This is a genomic window from Pseudoalteromonas sp. SG44-17, assembly GCF_014164235.1.
GTDB classification, from domain to species: Bacteria; Pseudomonadota; Gammaproteobacteria; order Enterobacterales; family Alteromonadaceae; genus Pseudoalteromonas; species Pseudoalteromonas rhizosphaerae.
The window spans coordinates 73,602-94,170 of sequence record NZ_JACJEV010000014.1 but is presented as its reverse complement, the minus strand read 5'-3'; the positions used below and the strand labels follow the sequence as shown (position 1 = coordinate 94,170).

The 20,569-nt window shown below is 39.6% G+C and carries 20 protein-coding genes; 10 read left to right on the top strand and 10 right to left on the bottom strand.

The genetic code is table 11. From position 1 onward, the window contains the following. The first annotated feature begins 87 nt into the window (after window positions 1-87). The 3 genes from H5182_RS11855 to H5182_RS11845 are packed head-to-tail and all read left to right on the top strand — an operon-like array spanning window position 88 to window position 4,834. Entirely contained in the window at window positions 88-1,830 is a 1,743-nt protein-coding gene (locus tag H5182_RS11855) for an HAD-IIB family hydrolase (protein WP_145236052.1), read from the top strand. Beyond that, window positions 1,823-3,046, top strand: coding sequence for a glycosyl transferase (locus tag H5182_RS11850; RefSeq protein WP_182760073.1), 1,224 nt, complete (start codon window positions 1,823-1,825; stop codon window positions 3,044-3,046). Before H5182_RS11855 ends, H5182_RS11850 begins: the two co-directional genes overlap by 8 nt. A gap of 15 nt (window positions 3,047-3,061) precedes the next feature. Continuing rightward, window positions 3,062-4,834, top strand: coding sequence for a sugar phosphorylase (locus H5182_RS11845; RefSeq protein ID WP_182760072.1), 1,773 nt, complete (start codon window positions 3,062-3,064; stop codon window positions 4,832-4,834). A gap of 165 nt (window positions 4,835-4,999) precedes the next feature. Here the strand turns inward: H5182_RS11845 and H5182_RS11840 are convergent, their stop codons facing one another. Beyond that, window positions 5,000-6,088, bottom strand: a complete 1,089-nt coding sequence (locus H5182_RS11840) for an ABC transporter substrate-binding protein (protein ID WP_182760071.1) — start codon at window positions 6,086-6,088, stop codon at window positions 5,000-5,002. 147 nt (window positions 6,089-6,235) lie between these two features. Here H5182_RS11840 and H5182_RS11835 point away from each other — a divergent pair, with 147 nt between their 5' ends. Next, window positions 6,236-6,625, top strand: coding sequence for a cytochrome b562 (locus H5182_RS11835; protein WP_182760070.1), 390 nt, complete (start codon window positions 6,236-6,238; stop codon window positions 6,623-6,625). Between the two features lie 72 nt (window positions 6,626-6,697). Here the strand turns inward: H5182_RS11835 and ykgO are convergent, their stop codons facing one another. Beyond that, window positions 6,698-6,841, bottom strand: coding sequence for a type B 50S ribosomal protein L36 (gene ykgO / locus H5182_RS11830; RefSeq protein ID WP_149980141.1), 144 nt, complete (start codon window positions 6,839-6,841; stop codon window positions 6,698-6,700). A 2-nt stretch (window positions 6,842-6,843) separates the two neighbouring features. Then, window positions 6,844-7,095: a type B 50S ribosomal protein L31 gene (locus tag H5182_RS11825; protein ID WP_145236032.1), complete on the bottom strand. Its 252-nt coding sequence runs from the start codon at window positions 7,093-7,095 to the stop codon at window positions 6,844-6,846. A 224-nt stretch (window positions 7,096-7,319) separates the two neighbouring features. Here H5182_RS11825 and H5182_RS11820 point away from each other — a divergent pair, with 224 nt between their 5' ends. Then, a complete protein-coding gene (locus H5182_RS11820; RefSeq protein ID WP_182734122.1) occupies window positions 7,320-7,604 on the top strand; it encodes a hypothetical protein in 285 nt (94 codons plus the stop codon). Between the two features lie 207 nt (window positions 7,605-7,811). Here the strand turns inward: H5182_RS11820 and H5182_RS11815 are convergent, their stop codons facing one another. Next, the gene (locus tag H5182_RS11815) at window positions 7,812-8,465 is read right to left on the bottom strand and encodes a DUF6058 family natural product biosynthesis protein (RefSeq protein ID WP_145236013.1); all 654 of its coding nucleotides are present in this window, start codon (window positions 8,463-8,465) and stop codon (window positions 7,812-7,814) included. 170 nt (window positions 8,466-8,635) lie between these two features. Between H5182_RS11815 and dapA the strand changes: the two genes are divergently transcribed. Both dapA and H5182_RS11805 read left to right on the top strand, forming a co-directional pair. Then, window positions 8,636-9,556, top strand: a complete 921-nt coding sequence (dapA, locus tag H5182_RS11810) for a 4-hydroxy-tetrahydrodipicolinate synthase (protein ID WP_145236009.1) — start codon at window positions 8,636-8,638, stop codon at window positions 9,554-9,556. A 197-nt stretch (window positions 9,557-9,753) separates the two neighbouring features. Next, entirely contained in the window at window positions 9,754-11,055 is a 1,302-nt protein-coding gene (locus tag H5182_RS11805) for a DEAD/DEAH box helicase (RefSeq protein WP_145236005.1), read from the top strand. Window positions 11,056-11,127: 72 nt separating this feature from the next. On the opposite strand, the gene H5182_RS11800 is transcribed toward H5182_RS11805, so the two are convergent. Further along, window positions 11,128-12,738 carry an NAD(P)/FAD-dependent oxidoreductase gene (locus tag H5182_RS11800; RefSeq protein WP_149980145.1) on the bottom strand — a complete coding sequence of 537 codons (1,611 nt, stop codon included), beginning with the start codon at window positions 12,736-12,738 and terminating at the stop codon, window positions 11,128-11,130. Window positions 12,739-12,903: 165 nt separating this feature from the next. Here H5182_RS11800 and fdxA point away from each other — a divergent pair, with 165 nt between their 5' ends. Both fdxA and H5182_RS11790 read left to right on the top strand, forming a co-directional pair. After that, window positions 12,904-13,227, top strand: a complete 324-nt coding sequence (gene fdxA / locus H5182_RS11795; protein ID WP_145235999.1) for a ferredoxin FdxA — start codon at window positions 12,904-12,906, stop codon at window positions 13,225-13,227. A gap of 134 nt (window positions 13,228-13,361) precedes the next feature. After that, on the top strand, window positions 13,362-15,593 hold the full coding sequence (locus H5182_RS11790) for a carbohydrate binding family 9 domain-containing protein (RefSeq protein ID WP_182731578.1): 2,232 nt from the start codon (window positions 13,362-13,364) through the stop codon (window positions 15,591-15,593). Window positions 15,594-15,643: 50 nt separating this feature from the next. Here H5182_RS11790 and H5182_RS11785 read toward each other — a convergent pair whose 3' ends face one another. The 5 genes from H5182_RS11785 to H5182_RS11765 form a co-directional block, all read right to left on the bottom strand. Beyond that, a complete protein-coding gene (locus tag H5182_RS11785; RefSeq protein WP_182760069.1) occupies window positions 15,644-16,432 on the bottom strand; it encodes a hypothetical protein in 789 nt (262 codons plus the stop codon). A gap of 62 nt (window positions 16,433-16,494) precedes the next feature. Next, window positions 16,495-17,031: a fused DSP-PTPase phosphatase/NAD kinase-like protein gene (locus H5182_RS11780; RefSeq protein ID WP_145235990.1), complete on the bottom strand. Its 537-nt coding sequence runs from the start codon at window positions 17,029-17,031 to the stop codon at window positions 16,495-16,497. A 142-nt stretch (window positions 17,032-17,173) separates the two neighbouring features. Next, window positions 17,174-18,772, bottom strand: coding sequence for an AbgT family transporter (locus H5182_RS11775; protein ID WP_182731581.1), 1,599 nt, complete (start codon window positions 18,770-18,772; stop codon window positions 17,174-17,176). A 106-nt stretch (window positions 18,773-18,878) separates the two neighbouring features. After that, window positions 18,879-19,181: a hypothetical protein gene (locus H5182_RS11770; protein ID WP_182731582.1), complete on the bottom strand. Its 303-nt coding sequence runs from the start codon at window positions 19,179-19,181 to the stop codon at window positions 18,879-18,881. A 2-nt stretch (window positions 19,182-19,183) separates the two neighbouring features. Then, on the bottom strand, window positions 19,184-19,441 hold the full coding sequence (locus H5182_RS11765; protein WP_149980149.1) for a DUF3081 family protein: 258 nt from the start codon (window positions 19,439-19,441) through the stop codon (window positions 19,184-19,186). A gap of 162 nt (window positions 19,442-19,603) precedes the next feature. Between H5182_RS11765 and H5182_RS11760 the strand changes: the two genes are divergently transcribed. Continuing rightward, on the top strand, window positions 19,604-20,503 hold the full coding sequence (locus tag H5182_RS11760; protein WP_182760068.1) for a redoxin family protein: 900 nt from the start codon (window positions 19,604-19,606) through the stop codon (window positions 20,501-20,503). Window positions 20,504-20,569 lie beyond the last annotated feature (66 nt).

Below are 20,569 nucleotides of genomic sequence, written 5' to 3'. Positions count from 1 at the left end.
TAACTAACTAAAAAATATAAAGTTATAAAACTGGTCTAGTAACTGCATTTACCTCATTAACAGTGCCATACTGATCAGGAGCGTTTAATGCAAGAGACAAACATTGTGGATATCACCCCATTTTTAGCAAAACATCAGCTGCCACTCAAATATCAGTATTTGAGTGAACAGTATTTTGTCCCACTCGCTGAAGATATTCTCCACAGCAAACCAACCGATCGTCCAATGCTGGTGGCAATCAATGGTTGCCAAGGCTCAGGTAAAACGACATTAGCTGATTTTTTAGTTACTTGGATCAACTGTAATACAGCGTTTAATAGTATTGCGATGTCGATTGATGATTTTTATCACAGCCACGCACATCGTCAACAACTAAGTAAAGATGTACATCCTTTATTTGCAACGCGCGGTGTGCCAGGTACACATGATACAGCACTTATGCAGCAGACTTTTACCGCGTTACTTGCAGGTAAAGTAGGGGTGCCTTTGCCACAGTTTGATAAACAAACCGATGATCCAGTTACGCAAGCGTTATGGCCTACTAATAAACAGCCTGTTGATATCATTTTTTTTGAAGGTTGGTGTGTTGGTAGCATAGCGCAACAACCTTATCAATTACATCAAACAGTTAATCAATTAGAACAATATGAGGATCCTGAAGGTATTTGGCGACGCTGTGTAAATAGTTGTTTAGCGAATGAATACCAAGATATTTTTGCAATGATTGATTATACCGTGATGCTAAAAGCACCGTCATTTGCCGATGTATATGGGTGGCGATTAGAGCAAGAGCAAAAATTACTGTCGCATAAAGGACGAGGCCAAGGAACGTTCGATGAGCAACAATTAGTGCGATTTATTTCTCATTTTGAACGTATTACGCGAGAAAATTTAACTCAGTTACCAGAGCAGGTCGATGCATTACTGAGCTTAGATAAAGTACGTGATATTAGTGCCATGAAACTTCGCGCTGATGATGTTGCAATGCCACTTATTTTCACTGATTTAGACGGTACGTTACTTGATCATAACGATTACCAATGTACTGAGATTGCTCCGTTTTTAAGCCAATTGAGTCGCGCAGGTATCGCTGTAGTTTTTAATACCAGCAAAACGTTTGCAGAGGTAATCGCACTGCAAAAATCACTTGGGTTAAACCAGCCGTTTATTATTGAAAATGGCGGGGCTGTATATATCCCAAAAAATTATTTTTCATTAAAACCAATTGGCTGCGAAGAGCTGGATGAACATTGGCGTTATGCGCTGTCGCCAACCAATAAACAGTTGTACAGTGAATTACTTGAATACGGTAGCGAGTTTAGTGCTTATTACCGTTTGTTCAGTCAATTATCAGCGCAAGAAGTCAGTCAAATAACAGACTTGAGCCTAGCACAAAGCGAACTTGCCCGTATTCGTGAATATTCAGATCCGCTTTTTTGGCAAGGCACAGAGCAACAGCTACTTGACTTTTTAGAAGCAATAAAACCGCTTGGTTATGAAGTGTTAATAGGCGGGCGTTTTATTCATTTAAATCGCAGTACCAATAAAGGTAAAGCGCAAAACTGGTTAGTAGAGCAATTTAAAAAACATTGTCGTCATGCTTTCACCACTATTGCACTGGGTGATAGCCAAAATGATATGGCGATGTTGGATGCCGCAGATATCGCGATTTTAATTAATAATCCTGCCAGTAAAGCCAAGGCAAAATTATCCCACAAACCATGGCGTGTTAGTGAACACCCAGCCCCACAAGGTTGGCTCGATGAAGTAGCAGATCTAAGTGTTATCAAAGCGCAATTAGCGTCTAAACAGGAGCAATCACATGGCTGATTTTTACCAAAATGGCATCATAACAACATTACATAATATTGCCGACCGTCCGCTGGCTGATCTAGAAGCTGAACTCGTTAGCTTTTCAAAACAACGCCCAATGGGCTTGATTTTACCCTCCCTGTACAGTGAACTGGAGGGCCCTGCATTACAAAATATTGTGCAAGAATTGAAACATGTTCCTTATTTGTCGCAAATTACGATTGGCTTAGACAGAGCCGATGAAAGTCAGTATCGTCATGCATTACAATTTTTTGCAGAGCTTGACCAACATCACCGCGTGCTTTGGAACGAAGGGCCACGTTTGCAAGCACTCGATAAAGAGTTGCAAGCGTTAGGCGTCGCGCCGCGTGAACTCGGCAAAGGCCGTAATGTGTGGTACTGCATGGGTTATAAATTGGCAACGGCAAAAGTTGAGTCAATAGCGCTGCATGATTGTGATATTTTAACTTATGACCGTAGTTTATTAGCGCGATTAATTTATCCAGTTGCTCATCCGCGCTTTAACTATGAATTTTGTAAAGGCTTTTACCCTCGTACTGCTGATGGCAAGATCAATGGCCGTGTATCGCGTTTACTCGTTACTCCTTTATTGCGTTCATTTAAAACCATTTTAGGCAGCACTGACTACCTTGAATATATGGATTCATTTCGTTATCCGCTGGCGGGGGAATTTTCGTTTCGCCGTGATGTGCTCAACGATATTCGTATTCCTAGCGATTGGGGCTTAGAGATTGGCGTACTGTCTGAAATGTATCGTAACTACTCACACAATCGCTTGTGCCAAGTAGATATTGCAGATAACTATGATCATAAACACCAAGCGCTGTCACTGGATAATCAAGCGGCTGGCTTATCAAAAATGTCGATAGATATCACCAAAGCGCTGTTTCGTAAGTTAGCCACGCAAGGAGTGACATTTACCACGGAGACCATTCGGTCACTTAAAGCAACTTATTATCGTATCGCACTGGATTTTATTGAAACTTATCATAACGATGCCATGATGAACGGCTTAAAACTCGATATTCATCAAGAAGAAAAAGCAGTCGAAATGTTTGCGCAAAACATTATGAACGCAGGTGAGCATTTTTTACAGTATCCAATGGAAGCGCCATTTGTGCCTAGCTGGAACCGTGTAGCCTCAGCAATGCCTGATGTGTTTGCGCGTTTAGAGGAAGCAGTAGAGCTTGATAATAAAGAGTTTTTGTCGTGAATTTGGGGAGCTTAAATGACTAGAGAGTTATTACAACAACGTGTTGAGCAGCATTTAGAGACGATTTACGCAAAAACGGATCTTGGGGTAAATATAACTCGGCTTGCCAAAGAGCTAATTTCTACCATGCTAAAAGAGGATGCGGTACGAGATCCTACGCCGCATAAAAATCGCTGGGATGAGCAGGATATTATTTTAATTGCGTATGGCGATTCGATCATGCAGTTTAATGATGTTACTGATGCTGTACCAAGCCCGAGTGAGCCACCACTGCATACTTTACATCGATTTATTAAAACGCAATGTGCGGGGTATATTAACGCTTTACATATTCTTCCTTTTTATCCTTACAGCTCCGATGAGGGTTTTTCGGTGATGAATTATGTGCAGGTGAATGAGTCTTTGGGAAGTTGGCAAGATATTCAAGCCATAACTAAAGATGTGAAACTCATGGCTGATTTAGTGATTAATCATTGCTCGAGCCGTAGTCGTTGGTTTGAAAACTTTTTACAGGGTAAGGAACCTGGTGCCAGTTATTTTAAAACCGCAGCGCTTGAAGATGATTTATCACAAGTTGTTCGGCCTCGTACCTCGCCACTATTAAATACAGTGCAAACGGCTTTGGGAGAGCGTCATGTATGGTGTACGTTTAGCCATGATCAAGTGGATTTAGACTTTGAAAATCCGTTGGTGTTAAATGAATTTGTGGGGATCATCCGTCACTATCTTGATAACGGAGTACGCATTTTTCGCCTAGACGCAGTGGCTTTTTTATGGAAGCAGCTAAATACCTCATGCATTAATTTACCTCAGACACATGAAGTGATCCGTTTACTGAGGACCTTAATTGAGCATGTTGAGCCCAGTGTTGTGATAATCACTGAAACTAATATACCTAACAGGGAAAACTTATCTTACTTTGGTAACGCTAATGAAGCCCATTGTATTTATAACTTTTCGTTGCCGCCGTTGTTATTGCATACCTTGCTCAGTGGTGACAGTGCAGCACTAAAGAATTGGATGATGAGCATGCCACCGGCACAAAACGGCACGGCGTACTTCAATTTTATAGCATCACATGATGGCATTGGACTGAGACCAATTGAGGGATTATTAGATCATAATGAAGTGGCTAAGATGGTCAGTACGGTTAGTCATTTTGGGGCAAAAATATCGATGCGCACCGCTGAAGATGGCACCAGCTCACCGTATGAATTAAATATAGCGTTGTTCGATGCCTTGCAGGGTACTCATAAAGGCCTTGATAAATGGGGAGTGTCACGCTTTTTGTGTGCTCATGCAATTATGTTGGCCCTTGAAGGGATCCCCGGACTGTATATTCATAGTTTAATGGGCACTACTAACGACTATATTCGTTTAGAAAATACCCAGCATAATCGCTCTATTAACCGTCATCGCTGGCAAGAAGCCGATCTACTCAATAAACTAGCTGACAAAACCAGTCATTATGCGCAGGTATTTAATAGCATGCAAAAACTGTTAGCAATACGCATTAAACAGCCAGCTTTTCATCCTAATGCAACCCAGTTTACTTTGCATTTAAGTGGTGCGCTGTTTGGGTTTTGGCGGCAAAGTATTGATAGAAGCCAAAGTATATTTTGTGTCTATAACGTCAGTGATGTACCGCAAACTTTGCGATTAGCGGATTTAAATTTAATCAACACTGAATATTGGTATGAATTGATTATGGGTGTGCAATTAATGGACGATATACAAAGCATTGAGCTCCTACCTTATCAGGCGCTTTGGTTATCTAATCAGACTTAAATTTATCACCTAAAAATAGTCGGCTTTGAGTCGTAATGTTACTGTATTGCTTTGAGTAATTTGTATCATGGCAGTATATTGTAATAGTGAAAGCTTGTAAGTACTGATTCTAAGTCGATGCAAGTATTGTAAATTATTGACTTGTAAGCGCATTGTAAAGGGGCTTTACAGTGCGTTTTCGATCTCTTTGGCTAGGTTATCTACAGTAAATTTCAATGGGTGTGCTTGGCTGCGAGAAAACTTTGAAAAATCTATTTTATGTAATTTCCCTTGGTTAATGTGTTCAATTAGTTGTTGGGCTTTTGGGGTTTTTTCAGTAAAAAAGGTCAGGTCTTCATGCTTTAATGAAAACTGCTGCGGTTTTTTTATTTCGTCAGAAATAGCTATCATGGCATACGCCCCTAGTAATACATGTCCGCCCATAGAGACGTCTAAGTTCATATTAGTTAACGGTGCTTTATCCCAGTTGAAACCGCCGACTACAGCACTTTCTCTTCGTTGTTGTGTGTTTAAAGCATTAATTGCGCCAAAGCCGATTGCATCATTTGCACACCAAATAGCATTAACATTAGGAACTGCATTGAGAAAAGCTAATGTTTTTGAAAAGCTTTGCTCCATAGACCAGTTTGCAACATCTTCGGCAACAATTGTTACGTCAGGATGTGTAGCTAAAAAGTCATCTAATCCTGCGCGTCGTTTTATTGCTGCGGGTGTGGTGTGATCACCTAATAATGCGAGGATATTCATTTTACCCACATGACGCTTTTGATGTTGCTGATACAGCGCTTGTGCTAATTTATAACCGCCATCACGATTACCGGATACTACGCTACCAATAACATCAATGTTATGTTGCTTTAACATGCGTAATTTTACTTCATCGGGTCTGTTTAATAAAAAATAGATAGGAATATTATTGGTCTTAATGCTGACCAGATAATCGCTGAGTACTTTTTTTTCATCAACGAGGATTAAATAGTCGGGTTTTGATTTTATTGCTTGAGCAATCAAGGCTTTCATTTCGATATGATTACGGCTTGCGAAATGTATGGTGAGGTTAATATCTAAATCATTTGCAGCAGCTTGCATTGAGCTGGCTACTTTATACCAAAATTCACCGGTACTATTCACTGAAGTATCGTGCTGCTTGGCAAAACCAGGATTTATAAATGTAATATTCAATGCGGCGAAGCTACCAGGGCTAACTATTAAACACAATAATAAGACCAGCCAATAAATTTTTAATAGTTGCATTAAACCTAAACCTAAAAAGAGTCACGCCGTTAAGCAGCGATTATAACATAAAATCATTGTTATCCTTACACCGCGTAAGGTTATATTCATTGCCGCTGAGGTGTATAATGATTTTTCATTTTTTGAGTTGTAACTGTTGGGATTATTATGAAAGTATTTCTGTGTCTTGTGGCACTGCTGTTTGTTCCGAGTTTATTTGCTAACGACGATTTAGATCTTGAAGCCAACATGAAGAATATGGGGCTTGCGTTCAAGCATACTGCTGAAGCAACACAACTACAGGAGTTTAATACCGCGATCGATGAATTTATGATATTGGTTAAGCGAAGTAAAACAGCCACTTTTCACAAAGAGGCTGAGCAGTCACTGCAAGGTTTAGATAAAGTGATCGCAAAAGCTGAACTTGCAAAAAAATTAGCGAATGAGCAAGGACTCGATGCAGCCAAAGGACCGTTAAAAGCCATTGATGGGCTCCGTAAGCAATACCATAAACTGCATGAGCCACCAGGGTTTTGGGAGTTGTTGTTCGGTAAGTAGTGTTAGATTGTATTTAAGTTTAGCCTTATAGACTGTACGCCTATATCAAGGTGTACAGTCTGTGATAGTTGTTTATTTTCTTCCTTTCTTTTTCATACCTTGCACGGCTTTAAAGCGTGGATTGTCTTTACAGATCACAAAAACGCGTCCTTTGCGTTTGACAATTTGACATCCCGGGCGGTTTTTAGCACTTTTCAATGAACTCAAGACTTTCATGATTATTTGCTCCCTAAGTTTTTAAAGCGGCGATTAAACGCTGCAACTCGACCATCTGTTGCAACAGATTTTTGCTTACCGGTATAAAATGGATGTGAGTCACTTGATACATCAATAGGTACGTAAGGGTATGTTTTGCCATCTAACTCAACGGTTCGATCAGTTTTAATTGTTGAACCAATAATAAAGTAGCTATCGGCGGCCGTGTCATGAAAAGCAACCGTTTGGTAATCAGGGTGAATATTAGGTTTCATAAATAGCCTTTTACTGGAAATTAATGTTATGTGATATTATCACTATAATTTATAGTAAATAAGAATTCTTTGCAAATACTATTTTTGAGTTGTTGGTAAAGTAGCTGATTTGATGTTTATTCACACAAACAAGTTAAAAAATCAGCAGTTGATTTAAAAAAACTAGCTATTGGGAATTAGCCTGTTATAAATAATAAGTAATCAAGAATAGGAGTCAGATTATTATGAGTGGATCAGCCCAGCAACAGCATAGTAGTGAACAAAGTCAGGAAATAGATCAGGGCGTTATGGAGACATTACGTAGTCGTGATCATAGTGTCCTAGCACAACAAATAGACCCATTAAGCTGCACCCATAATGACATTGTTGAATTGCTTGCACAGTATTTGGCATTAAGTGATCAAGAAGATGATGAAATTTTTGATGCCTGGTTTGATGGCCTTAGTAAAGCGCAACATACGGTTTTAAAAGTATTTGAAGTATATCGCGGTCAGTTTGAGCATCAATAGTAGAGCAAAAAGTCGTTTTTTAAAGTGCTAAATTTTCAAGCGAAGCGACTGTTTTAGTATGTAATTGGGCTTCTCGGTATTGTAATGTTTTACAGATAAAGGCAATACATTACATGCAAGCTTCAGTAAGTCGCCTTGCGGCCTTTGTGTATACTAAATTAAGCCCTTCTTAGGGGCTTGAGCAATCCTCGAGTTTTTAGTTGTCGCTCACTTTACTGATAAATCATATTTAAGCACTAGTGCATCAATATAACGGGCACGAAGGGTATGTTGTTTTTCGTGTTCTGCACCATGACTAAGCGCGCGATTTAATAGTTTTAAAGCAGGGTGTAATTTGCTTCGCTCTGCTTGTGTGAGGTTTGGCTTTGTGCGTAATTCGGTTATATCATCTACAACTAAGCGACCAATATCAACGGCGGCGATTTCTTCAATTAAGCCATTTTGAGTTAGCACACCGTATTTACTGCATAAAAATTGTTGCCATACTTGTTGTAGGTGCTCTTCTAATTCACAACCAAATAGCTCTTCGTTAAATTCAAATCCTTGTTGAGCTAGCTTCGTTAAACTTGCACTGTATTGTTGTGCAAAGTAGTTGAAGGCTTGACTGGATGAATCAATTTTTTGCTTGGCTAAGCCTTGTCCCCAGTTAACGCATCCTCTTGGATAGAAGTCGTCGTATTCTTCGCATTCATATAAACCAGAGTAAGAGCTACAACTAAGCTGATTTTTAATACAGTAACTGGGTTTTGGAAATAACCCGTTTTGTTGCCAAATTGCAAGAGTATCTTCATCGATTGCTAAGGCATGACAAAGCTCTTCGCTGTGATAAAAATGGGTTGCTAAAAATCGTGATAAACGCATAAAAGTGCACTCAAGGTTAGAAAATAAATATACTGTTTATTTATACAGTTGTTTATTTTGGACTAAGCACCTCTACAACACAAGTAATTTAATTAATTAGTTATGCAACACTCGGAAAACGCCTGCTTTTATGTTACAACTACGGCAAGTTTTTTTAAGATTAATTTTTTATGCGCACCCTAGAACAAATTAAACAAGCAAGCCTCATCACAGCAATTAAAACGCCTTATTTAGCCAGTGGTGAAATTGACTTAGCCACCTATGATTATTTAGTTGAACAGCAAATCGCCGCCGGTGTTGATGGTATTGTGGTCGGTGGAACCACAGGTGAAGGCCAGTTAATGAACTGGGAAGAGCATTTAATGCTGATTGCGCACAGCGTTAATAAGTATGCAGATAAGTTGGTGATTGTTGGTAACACTGGCAGTAACAATACCCGCGAAGCCGTTAAAGCGACTGAGTATGGCTTTGCCAGCGGTATGGACGCAGCACTACAAATTAACCCTTATTATGGCCGCACATCGATTGCCGGTGTAATTGAACACTTCAAACGAGTGCTGGCAATTGGTCCTGCGTTTATCTATAACGTAGCAGGGCGCACGGGGCAAGATTTAACCCCTGATATAATTGAACCGTTAGCACAACACGAAAATTTTATAGGTGTTAAAGAGTGTGGTGGTAATGAACGCATTGAGCACTACGAGCAACAAGGCATTGCTTGTTGGTCTGGTAATGACGATGAAGCACATGATGCTCGCCATACTTATAAAGCGCATGGCGTGATCTCGGTAACCTCTAATTTAATTCCTGGCTTGTATCGTCAATTAATGGACAGCAAAAGCGATGCGCTGAACGCGTCATTACAACCTTTGATCAGTTGGTTGTTCTGTGAGCCAAATCCAATTGCAATTAATACTGCATTGATGATGACAGGTGCAGTCAAGCCTGTATTTAGATTACCTTATGTGCCATTAAATGAGCAGCAGCAAGCGCAAGGGGTTACGTTGATCAATCAACTTGATGATGTTGCTGTTGTAGGTGGCTCTAAAGCCACACCATTAAATTTAGAAAATACAATTATTCTGCCATAATTTAGTTTGGGCTTTAAAAGATCGCCAACCATTGTTGTTATTGCTTAGCAAAGTATGCTTTGAAAAGGTCAAACACAAAAATGGCTGTAGAAGAGAAAAGGTAATTCTAGTTGGTTTATATATTTAAAAACTAACTGTTTGCCTTAAATTGCTGTATAATTTGCGACCCTTGATAATGTGGCCGCAGGTTATACAGCATGAATTTTAAATCTTTTAGTTTTGCCCCTGAACTTCTTCAGGCGTTAGATGAACTTAACTATCACACCCTTACGCCCATTCAACGTAATGCTATTCCAGCAGTACGTAAAGGCAAAGATGTTTTAGCCAGTGCCCAAACAGGCACCGGTAAGACAGCTGCTTTTGCTTTACCAATTATTCAAAAATTATCTGAAGTTGAATACACAAAAACTAATGCACCACGTGCCTTAGTGCTAGCACCAACCCGTGAGCTTGCAGAGCAAATTGCAAATAATTTTACTGATTTTGCAAAGTACACCAAGCTTAAAACTGTGAGTTTATTTGGCGGTGTTAGTACGGTAGGTCAAGCTAATGGCTTAAAAGCGGGTGTCGATATCGTAGTCGCAACACCGGGTCGTTTACTGGATCATATTCGTTTAGGTAATCTAAGCCTTGCTGACGTACAACATCTTGTGCTCGATGAAGCTGACCGTATGCTTGATATGGGCTTTATTGGTGATATGCAAACAGTGATCAATGGCTGTGCTGAAGATCGCCAAATTTTGTTGTTCTCTGCAACATTCCCAGCGGCAATTAAACAGTTTGCTAGCAAAGTACTCAAGCAAGCTGAAATTGTCCGTGTTGATCAAACCAACAGCACTGCTGCAACCGTTCATCACGTGGTTTATCCAGTTGAAGAGCGCCGTAAACAAGAGCTGCTTTCTGAATTGATCGGTAAGAAAAACTGGCAGCAAGTGTTAGTGTTCGTCAACATGAAAGAAACGGCTGATGAGCTAGTTAAAGAATTAAACTTAGATGGTATCCCGGCTGCTGTGTGCCATGGTGATAAAACCCAAGGTAACCGTCGTCGTGCATTAAGTGATTTCAAAGCGGGTAAAGTACGTGTGCTTGTGGCTACAGAAGTTGCCGCTCGCGGGATTGATATTGATGACCTACCACGTGTAATTAATATTGACTTACCATGGCTTGCTGAAGATTACGTACACCGTATTGGTCGTACAGGTCGTGCCGGTAAACAAGGTCAAGCAATCTCATTTGTTAGCCGCGAAGAAGAAAATATGTTGTTTGAAATTGAAACCTTAATCGGTCAAAAAATTCAGCGTGAATACTTGCCGGGTTATGAAGTAAGTAACCGTGAAGTACTGATTGATAAAATTGGCAAAAAACCATCGCATTTGCGTCGTAGCCATTCAAATAAACCATCAGGTCAAGCAACTGGTGAAGCGCGAGCTAAAAACCGTTCACGTATCTCAAACGTACGTAAAACCCTCAAAGGTGCCAAACTTTCGTTAAAGAAATAATGGTATAAGTTAAGTCATTAACACCAAAAAGCCTCAATAAATGAGGCTTTTTTGTGAACAGTGAAAAACTACTTAGCTATTTTTCTCAAGCATAGATAACGCTAATGCTTCAGCGGCCTTTATACCGTCAATGCCTGCGGAAAGAATACCACCTGCATAACCCGCACCTTCACCGGCAGGGTATAGGCCTTGGGTATTGATACTTTGCATGCTTTTATCTCGTTTAATGCAAATTGGTGATGAAGTACGGGTTTCAACGCCAGTTAATAAGCCATCGTTTGATGAAAAACCACGAATTTGCTTATTAAATGCAGGAATTGCTTCACGAATGGCATCAATTGCATATTTAGGTAACACATTTGCTAGATCAGTGAGTTTGATACCTGGTGTGTATGAAGGCTTTACATCGCCTAAGTCACTTGAATCTTTACCTTTTAAGAAGTCGCCAATTAACTGTGCTGGTGCATCGTAATTACTACCACCTAGTTCAAAGGCTTGCTCTTCTAGTTTTCGCTGCAGATCAATACCGGCTAATGGATGACCTGGGAAATCTTCTTCAGGAGAAATCCCCACAACAATGGCACTGTTAGCGTTGCGTTCGCTGCGAGAATACTGACTCATGCCATTCGTTACCACGCGACCTTCTTCAGAGGTTGCTGCAACCACAGTACCGCCTGGGCACATACAAAAACTGTAAACAGTACGGCCGCTGTGACAATGGTGAACCAGTTTGTAATCTGCAGAGCCAAGAATCGGGTTACCAGCATTATCACCAAAACGGCATTCATCGATCATAGATTGTTTGTGCTCAATTCTAAAACCAACTGAAAACGGTTTTGCTTCAACGTAAATCCCTTTATCGTATACCATTTTAAATGTATCACGTGCGCTGTGACCTACCGCAAGCACAACATGACGGGTATCAAGTTGTTCACCGGAGGATAATTTCAGTCCTGTTACTTGGCCATCATCAAGTAGGATGTCATCAACGCGGGTGCTAAAACGAATTTCACCGCCGAGCGCTTCAATACTTGCACGCATTTTTTCAATCATCGTAACCAGCTTAAAAGTACCAATATGCGGTTTGCTGACATACATAATTTCTTCTGGTGCGCCCGCAGCTACAAATTCAGTGATTACTTTACGACCATAATGCTTTGGATCTTTAACTTGGCTGTAAAGTTTTCCGTCAGAGAATGTTCCTGCGCCGCCTTCACCAAATTGCACGTTTGACTCGGTATTTAGAGTACGTTTTCGCCAAAAACCGAAAGTGTCTTTGGTACGTTCACGTACTTCTTTACCACGTTCTAAAATAATGGGTTTAAATCCCATTTGCGCCAGTATTAAACCAGCAAACAGTCCACAAGGGCCAAAGCCTATTACTACAGGACGTTCTTGAATTGTTGCTGGTGCTTGAGCAACAAATTTATAGCTGGTGTCAGGGGCTGGTTTTACATGTTGGTCTTTAGCAAACTGAATTAATAATTGCGCTTCATTATCAACCTCAATGTCGAGGGTATAAATAAGTAAAATGGCGGTTTTTTTACGGGCATCGTAACCACGTTTAAAGACATTAAAGCTATGGAGTTGGCTGTTATCAATGCCAAGTTTAGTTATAATTGCTTGCTTTATGGCATCTTCGCCATGATCAAGTGGCAGCTTAATTTCTGTTAAACGTATCATATTTAGTCTCTGTTAGGTGTCTTAGCAGTCGCTGACGCGAGTTGCTCACAATAACGGACTATTTTACGTTAATTTATGCCTCGATGGCAGCGATTATTTATTGTATTTTGGCTGTGGTTGGGTATGATCTCCAGCTGTATTAAGATATGTTAGGCAAACGTTAAAATGGCATTTGTAGTAACTGAAAACTGTATAAAGTGTAAATACACTGACTGTGTAGCAGTGTGTCCAGCAGATGCGTTTTATGAAGGCCCTAATTTCTTGGCGATCAGTCCGATTGATTGTATTGATTGTGGTTTATGTGTTCCAGAATGCCCCGCTGAAGCAATTTATCAAGAAGATGAATTACCTGATTCGCAACAAGAATTCACCGAACTGAATGCCGAACTTGCTCTTATTTGGCCGCGTATCACTGATGTAAAACCAGCCCCTGAAGATGCCGATACCTGGAATGGTGTGGCCGATAAATTAAAGTTAATTGAGACCTAAAATCTCAGCTTTTTGTCTTGATTAGTTAATTAAAATAACATTTTTACAATCAAACTATTAACAAATGTACCTGCGTGAATTACAATTGCTACTTAACTTACTCATCCGAGTAACTGAGTATTAAATGGATGTTTATGCAGTATATAAAATTAATAACGTTACCTGTCTGGGTTTTAGCTTTCGCTTTATGTAGTACGTTTGCACACGCTGAGCAACAACAATTTAGTTTAGCGCACATTGATCAAGGTATTGATCTTGATGGTGAGTTGAGCGAACCGCACTGGCAACAAGCCACTTTAATCCCTTTACGCTATCAAAATGAACCCAACGAAAAAGGCATACCACCTGTAAAAACAGACGCTTATATCTATGAAGATGGCAACTATTTATATCTTGGTTTTGTTGCTTATGATAATGATCCCAGTCAAATACGTGCAGCACTTCGAGATCGCGATACATTATGGTCGGATGATAATGTCGCATTGATGATTGATACTTTTAACGATGAGCGAACAGGTTATGAGTTTTACGTAAATCCACTCGGTGCACAAGGTGATATGCGCATGACCGATACCGATGGCTGGACTGAAGACCCATCGTGGGATGCGATTTGGGACAGTGCAGGGCAAATAACTGACCAAGGTTATACCGTAGAGATGCGCATCCCGTTCACTGCATTGCGTTTTCCTAAAAATAAAGCCGATATGACATGGGGGTTTGCGCTGTGGCGTAATTATCCTCGAGATGTTTTATATCAATTATCCAATGTAGGTTTTGACCGCGACGTGAAATGCAGTTTTTGCCAGTTTGATAAAATAACAGGCTTTAATGCCATGGAGCCGAGCAAAAATATTCAATTAACACCGACCTTGACCGCTCTTCGCAATGATGTGAAAGAGGCTGTACCAGGGGATTGGCAAAATGGTGATATTGAGACTGAAGCTGGACTCGATTTACGTTGGGGGATCAGCCAAGATGCGGTTATTAATGCCACAATTAATCCCGATTTCTCGCAAGTAGAGACCGATAGTTTAGAGTTGGATGTCAATACCACATACTCTATTTATTATGCTGAGAAACGCCCGTTCTTTTTAGATGGTGCATCGTATTTCAAAAGCAGTTTATTTGAGCTTTTATATACTCGTACAATTGCCGAGCCTGAAATTGGCGCCAAAATAACCGGTAAAACAGATGCACATAGTTATGCTTTTATGTATGCCGATGATGAAAATACCAGTCTTTTTTTACCGACTAACCAAGGTTCTGGCTTTGCTAATTTAGCTGAAAAATCAAAGTCAGCGGTTGGCCGATATCAATACGACATTGGCGAGCAGGGCACTATTGGGGTGATGAGCACCCACCGTGAAGCGAATGACTATCACAATACCGTACTGTCGGTAGATGGTAGTTATTGGTTTAATCAAACAGATAGTGTGTTGTATCAAGTTGCTACCTCTGATACTAAAAACTCCGCTTTTTTAACTGATAATTATGGCTTGGAGAAAAATCAATCTGATCAAGCTTATAAGATCGAGTTTGCTCGCGAGAAACGGGATTATAAGCTACTTGCCAGTTACGAAGATATTGGTGAGGATTATCGTACCGATGTTGGCTATCAAGGAAAAGTAGATTATAAAAAAGTGTTACTAGGCGGCGGGCAAACTTGGTACTTAGACGCAAGTGAGATGATAACCGAATATTCTTATAATGTTGATTGGGACAAAACCTGGGCGCAAGATGGTAGCTTGCTTGAAGAAGAGTACGAAGGGTATATTTTTTTAAAAGGCCAATTACAGTCATCCTTAGAGTTTGGTTTGATCCATCGTAATGAGAGCTATAAAGATGATTTTTATAATCAAAATATCGGCTTTATTTATGGTGGTTTTAACCCAAGCAAAGATTTACGTATTACGCTCTATAGTGAGTTTGGTAGTAAAATAGATTACAGTAATGAGCAGTTAGGTGATTTATTTACTCTAGAGCCAGAACTTACCTGGGACATCAATGATCATTGGCAACTACAGCTTGAACACAGTTATAGCCGTTTAGATAACCCACAAGGTGAAAATGTATTTACAGCGAATCTAACCGATTTACGAATTTATTATAAATTTAATATGCGCTCGATGCTGAAACTGATTTTACAGTTTGAAGATATCGACCGAAATCAAAATGCTTATTACTTTGCTGTAAATCACATCAACCGAGATTATGGCAGTCAGCTTGTTTACTCATATAAAATTAACGCACAAACATTATTTTACTTGGGTTATTCAGATAAAGGCTATCAAGATGACTCATTAAAAAGTATAGAACGCGATCAACGTACTTTCTTTACTAAATTAAGTTATGCATGGCAGCTTTAAATTACATTTTAAAAAAGCCCTTAGTATTTAACTAAGGGCTTTTTTTATTGCTATAAATTACGAAAATATGCATCAACAAACTGTTGTTGGTTTGGTGCTTTTGGCGCTGTAGTAAATTTGATTAATGAGTCGGTATGACGCAGTTTTAGTTCATTACTAAATTCACAATCAACCTGATTAAATTGTTGTACTTTAGCTTTAAATTTAGCTGATTGTTGGCATTGCTTTGCTAATGAGTTGGCTACTTGTGCACAATATGCGCCAACGGCATAAGTTTGTAAGGTTTTATCATCAAGTGCTTGCCAATTTACTGAGGTGGCTATGTCTTTCTCACACTGTAAATTTAGCTCTTTACTAGCGTCAGTAAGTGCGATTTGTGATTGTTTAATTGCATTATCGCGATCAAACTTAGCTAGTTTTAACTGAATATCTTGCTCAAGTTGGCTTATATATTGTGCATAGGTATCTTCGCTTATTCCTTTTGCTCGCTTATCTTTTAGTTCACTCAAATAAATTGCTTGGCGGCTATTTGGCAAATATAGTGTGTAGCTACAACAGCTATAACCTTGCTCTTTCGTGACGAGTGCTCGCTGTTCCCCGTCAAACGTGTATTTGTAAGCTTGTATACTTCCGTGAGGTTTCAGAGCGGTTAAAAAAACCACTTCGTCAATAGGACTATTTACCCCAACGACTTTGACCAATGCTTGGCTGTTATCAAGGGTATTAATAATAGTCACTTGCTCGCCACTTGATGACTCAAGTACAAGAGGATATTTTTGTAATTCTATCGCGTAGCTACAAGTGCAGAATAAACTGAGTAACAGAAAGATATTTTTCATTGTTAAATCCATTTAAAGTTAAACAAAATAGTTAAACATTTTAACATAGCTAACGTGTTATTTTAATGCTCTTTTATTTTATAGGTTGCTATGGCGTCTCTTACCACAGGTTCAAGACCTTGTAAGCCCCATTGCTTACCTGTTTCAATCGCTTTTTCAATTGGTTGGTTAAGCTCTATTGCGTTATAAAGTGCAATCAGTGCACCAACTCGGTTACCACTTGCACAATGCAGTAATGTTGGGCTCTCAGATGCTTGCGCTAATAATTGCTGCAGCTTTTTTGCATTTTCAATATTGATATCGGCTCTTGATGAAATGGGCAGTGAAAAGTATTGCAGTCCTAAATTGGTCACTAAAGCCTGTTCATCCCAATTATTTTCCCCATCCCCGCGTAAATTAATCACATACTTTATACCTTGCTTTGCAAGCTGCTGAAATTGCTCTTTAGAAGGTTGTCCTGCAGTATAGATGTGTTGTTGCGGGTTCGCATAATTAGTTAATGCAACGGACTTTATATTTACTGATGGGAGTGGCTGCGCATAACTTGTTATGCTGATCAAAGAACATGCTAAAGTGATAATAAAAAATACTATTTTCATAATTTTAGATCTCGTTGAAGTTGCTAGTAATGTGGCAATTGTATAAGTAGTTACTATTATTAAAGCAGATAGTTTAGTTTTTCAAACAGGTTAGAGTTACTCAATAATAATGCCAGCAACAGCTGGCATTATTTATCGGTTATTAAGGTGTGTAATAAATTGGTGAGCCAGGCCCTACTGGCAGACCAAATACAAACACCCACAAATAAAACAGAGCAACCCAACCGACAAAGAAAATCATACTATAAGGCAGCATGGTGGCGACTAAAGTGCCTATTCCCATGTCTTTTTTATATTTAGTGGCAACGGCGAGGATCAAGCCAAAGTAACTCATCATTGGGGTGATCAAGTTCGTGACAGAATCACCAATCCGATAAGCCGCCTGAATGGTCTCTGGCGCATAGCCAATCAACATGAGCATAGGTACAAATATTGGCGCAGTGATTGCCCATTGTGCAGATGAAGAACCTAAGCTTAGATTAACTAATGCACACATTAATATAAATAACACAAATACTTCAGGACCAGTCAGATTGAGGGCTTGTAACATAGCAGCGCCATTTATGGCTAAAATAGTCCCTAAGTTAGTCCATTTAAAGAAGGCAACAAACTGCGCGGCAAAAAATACTAATACAATGTACATGCCCATTGAGCTCATACTTTTGCTCATTGCGTTGATCACGTCTTTATCATTTTTCATGGTGCCTACTACACGGCCATAAACGAAACCTGGTATACCAAAGGTAATAAAAATAAATACCACAATCCCTTTAGAAAAAGGCGAGTGGGCAAATAAGCCTGTTTCAGGATGGCGCAAAATGCCATCTGCAGGCACGATTGTCCAAGCAAGTAGTAGTGATACTAACAATAAAGAAAATCCAGCCCATTTTAAGCCTGATTTTTCTTTAGCAGTTAAGCCTTCTATATTATTCTGCGCCAGATCAGCACTGGCATCGTCGGGGTTGTATTTTCCAAGGCGGGGTTCAACAATTTTTTCAGTAACGATGGTGCCTAATACGGCAATCAATAAAACTGAAATCATCATAAAATACCAGTTTGCTTCAGCGCCAACTTGGTAAGTTGGATCAATCATTTGTGCTGCCGGAGTCGTAATACCTGCAAGCAATGGATCAATCGTACCTAACAATAAATTAGCACTGTAACCACCTGATACACCAGCAAAAGCCGCGGCTAAGCCGGCTAAAGGATGACGCCCTAAACTATGGAAGATCATTGCGGCTAAAGGGATTAATACAACATAACCAAGTTCAGATGCGGTATTAGATAATATAGCGGCAAATACCACCATAAAAGTAACTAAGCGTTTTGATGCCCCCATTACCATGCCACGCATTGCAGCAGATAATAGCCCTGAATGTTCGGCAACGCTGACACCTAATAGTGCAACAAGCACAGTGCCTAAAGGGGCAAAACTAGTAAAATTAGTAACAAGACCGGTGACGATACGTTGTAAGCCTTCAGCACTTAATAGACTCACAACTTCGATAACGCCGTCAGCTTCACGACCTGCGGAGCCAATTGGGCGAGGATCAATTGCAGTTAATCCAAACCAATCAGCAATACCACTGAAAACAATAATGGCCACACAAAATAGGGCAAACAAGGTGATTGGGTGGGGTAACATATTCCCCAAAAACTCAACAGAGGCTAAAAATCGGTTAAATAATCCCGATTGTTTTTCTTCACTCGATGAGTCGGCAGTGTCGACGGCTTTTGACATAGCAAGGCTCTTAAAATTTAAAATTTCCGCAATCTATCATTTTTAAGCATTATTATCATCAATAAACGGTGGTTTACCAGATGGGTACGATAAACTGTCAATTAGGCTATAGAATTCCTTTGAAAAGTAATGGATAGCGACGTAATCGCTGGCCAATATAGTCATCCGCTAAGATTTGCTGACAAATATCTTCAATATTATCAGAAGCTTCAAACACCCAGTCGAATCGTTCGATTGCAGTTAAAAACCCTCGCTTCAGGAACCGTTGTTGCCGATACTCCTCAAGATTACCTTTAATTATGGCAAGCTTACTTTCATCGTCGCGTAATTCTTGCACAACCTTGGCTATAAAATCTGTATGTTGGTTGTGCTTGTTAGCTGGGCGAATGCGGGGTTTGCTGTTATACACAATTACACCTCATTGATTATATTTTCCAGCTTTTTAAGGAAGTCATCTTTATGCTTCTCATGTTCATAATCGAGATGATAGGTGTTGTGAAAACCAAATCTGAGCAATACGCCACTGCCTTTAAGATAAATGGTATAACCATCAATATCTGAAAATGCGGTTAATCCTTTATAGTGTTTCCCTTCATTATTTATCTCACCATGTTGGATGATCTGCTCATAGACAGCTAATATTTGTTTTCCTTCGATGTCATTTTTCATCACTACTCCAAAAGTTGCTTTGATAATTAAATTGATACGAAACCTAACTCTATTTAGTTTATACCATGTAATGATAAATGATCGAAAAGTTCACCGATGTCGCAAAATTACAATCTGCTGAGAAAACGACCATGCTAAGGTGAATTTATTTTAGGGATAACAATGATGAAGTCTAAATATATTAAGCTGTTGTGGGTCTTTTTGTACTTTTCATGCAGTCAACATTTGTTAGCAAATGAGTCAAATTTGGTTTTAAAAAACCAACAGGGTGAACTGTTCGAGCTGAATAAAATCGTTGGCAAAAAGCCTGTGTATTTAAAATTTTGGGCGACTTGGTGTAAACCGTGTATGGAGCAAATGCCACACTTTCAGCAGGCCTATGAACAGTATGGAGATACAATTGATACAATAGCGATTAACATTGATCTAAATGATGATCCTACTGCTGTTGCAGCTGTTAAAAAAGAGTTTAATTTAACCATGCCGATCATGAGTGATCATACCGCAAAAGTTGCTCAGCATTATCAATTTATAGGCACTCCTTTTCATGTATTACTCGATAAAACGGGCAAAGTTATTTTTCAAGGCCATGAAGCAGATAAAGCACTTGATAATACAGTGCGATTATTATCACATGACGGCGTGGTGGCAAAGCCACGCTTGTTAGATGAAGGTAATAAGCAAGCTGCGACTGCTTTAGTTATTCCAGAGCATGGCTTAAAGGCAATATTATATACGGCAACGTGGTGTGATTGGTATTTAGCTGACACTCGCCCGAAGATGGCAACAAACTGTGCCGCAGCTCAAAAGCAAATCAATCTATTAACCAATCAGGGAATTGATACTGAAGCTAGGGTTAGCCAATTATGGACAGATCAAGCAGCTGTTGATGAATATATCGAAAAATTTAAAGTCATACATCCGGTGTACATTGATCACGGTAATGATTTATTTATTGATAATAAAATCAGTAGTGTGCCTACCTTGGTCATTTATAAAAATGGACACATGGTCAATCGTATCAGCGATTTTTCTAGCCCTGTAAATTTGCAAAGTAAGTAATAATTTGCTTTGAAAACGAGCAAATCTAGCCTATCCTCTAGGCTCATTCATCAGTGAGCTTAGAGC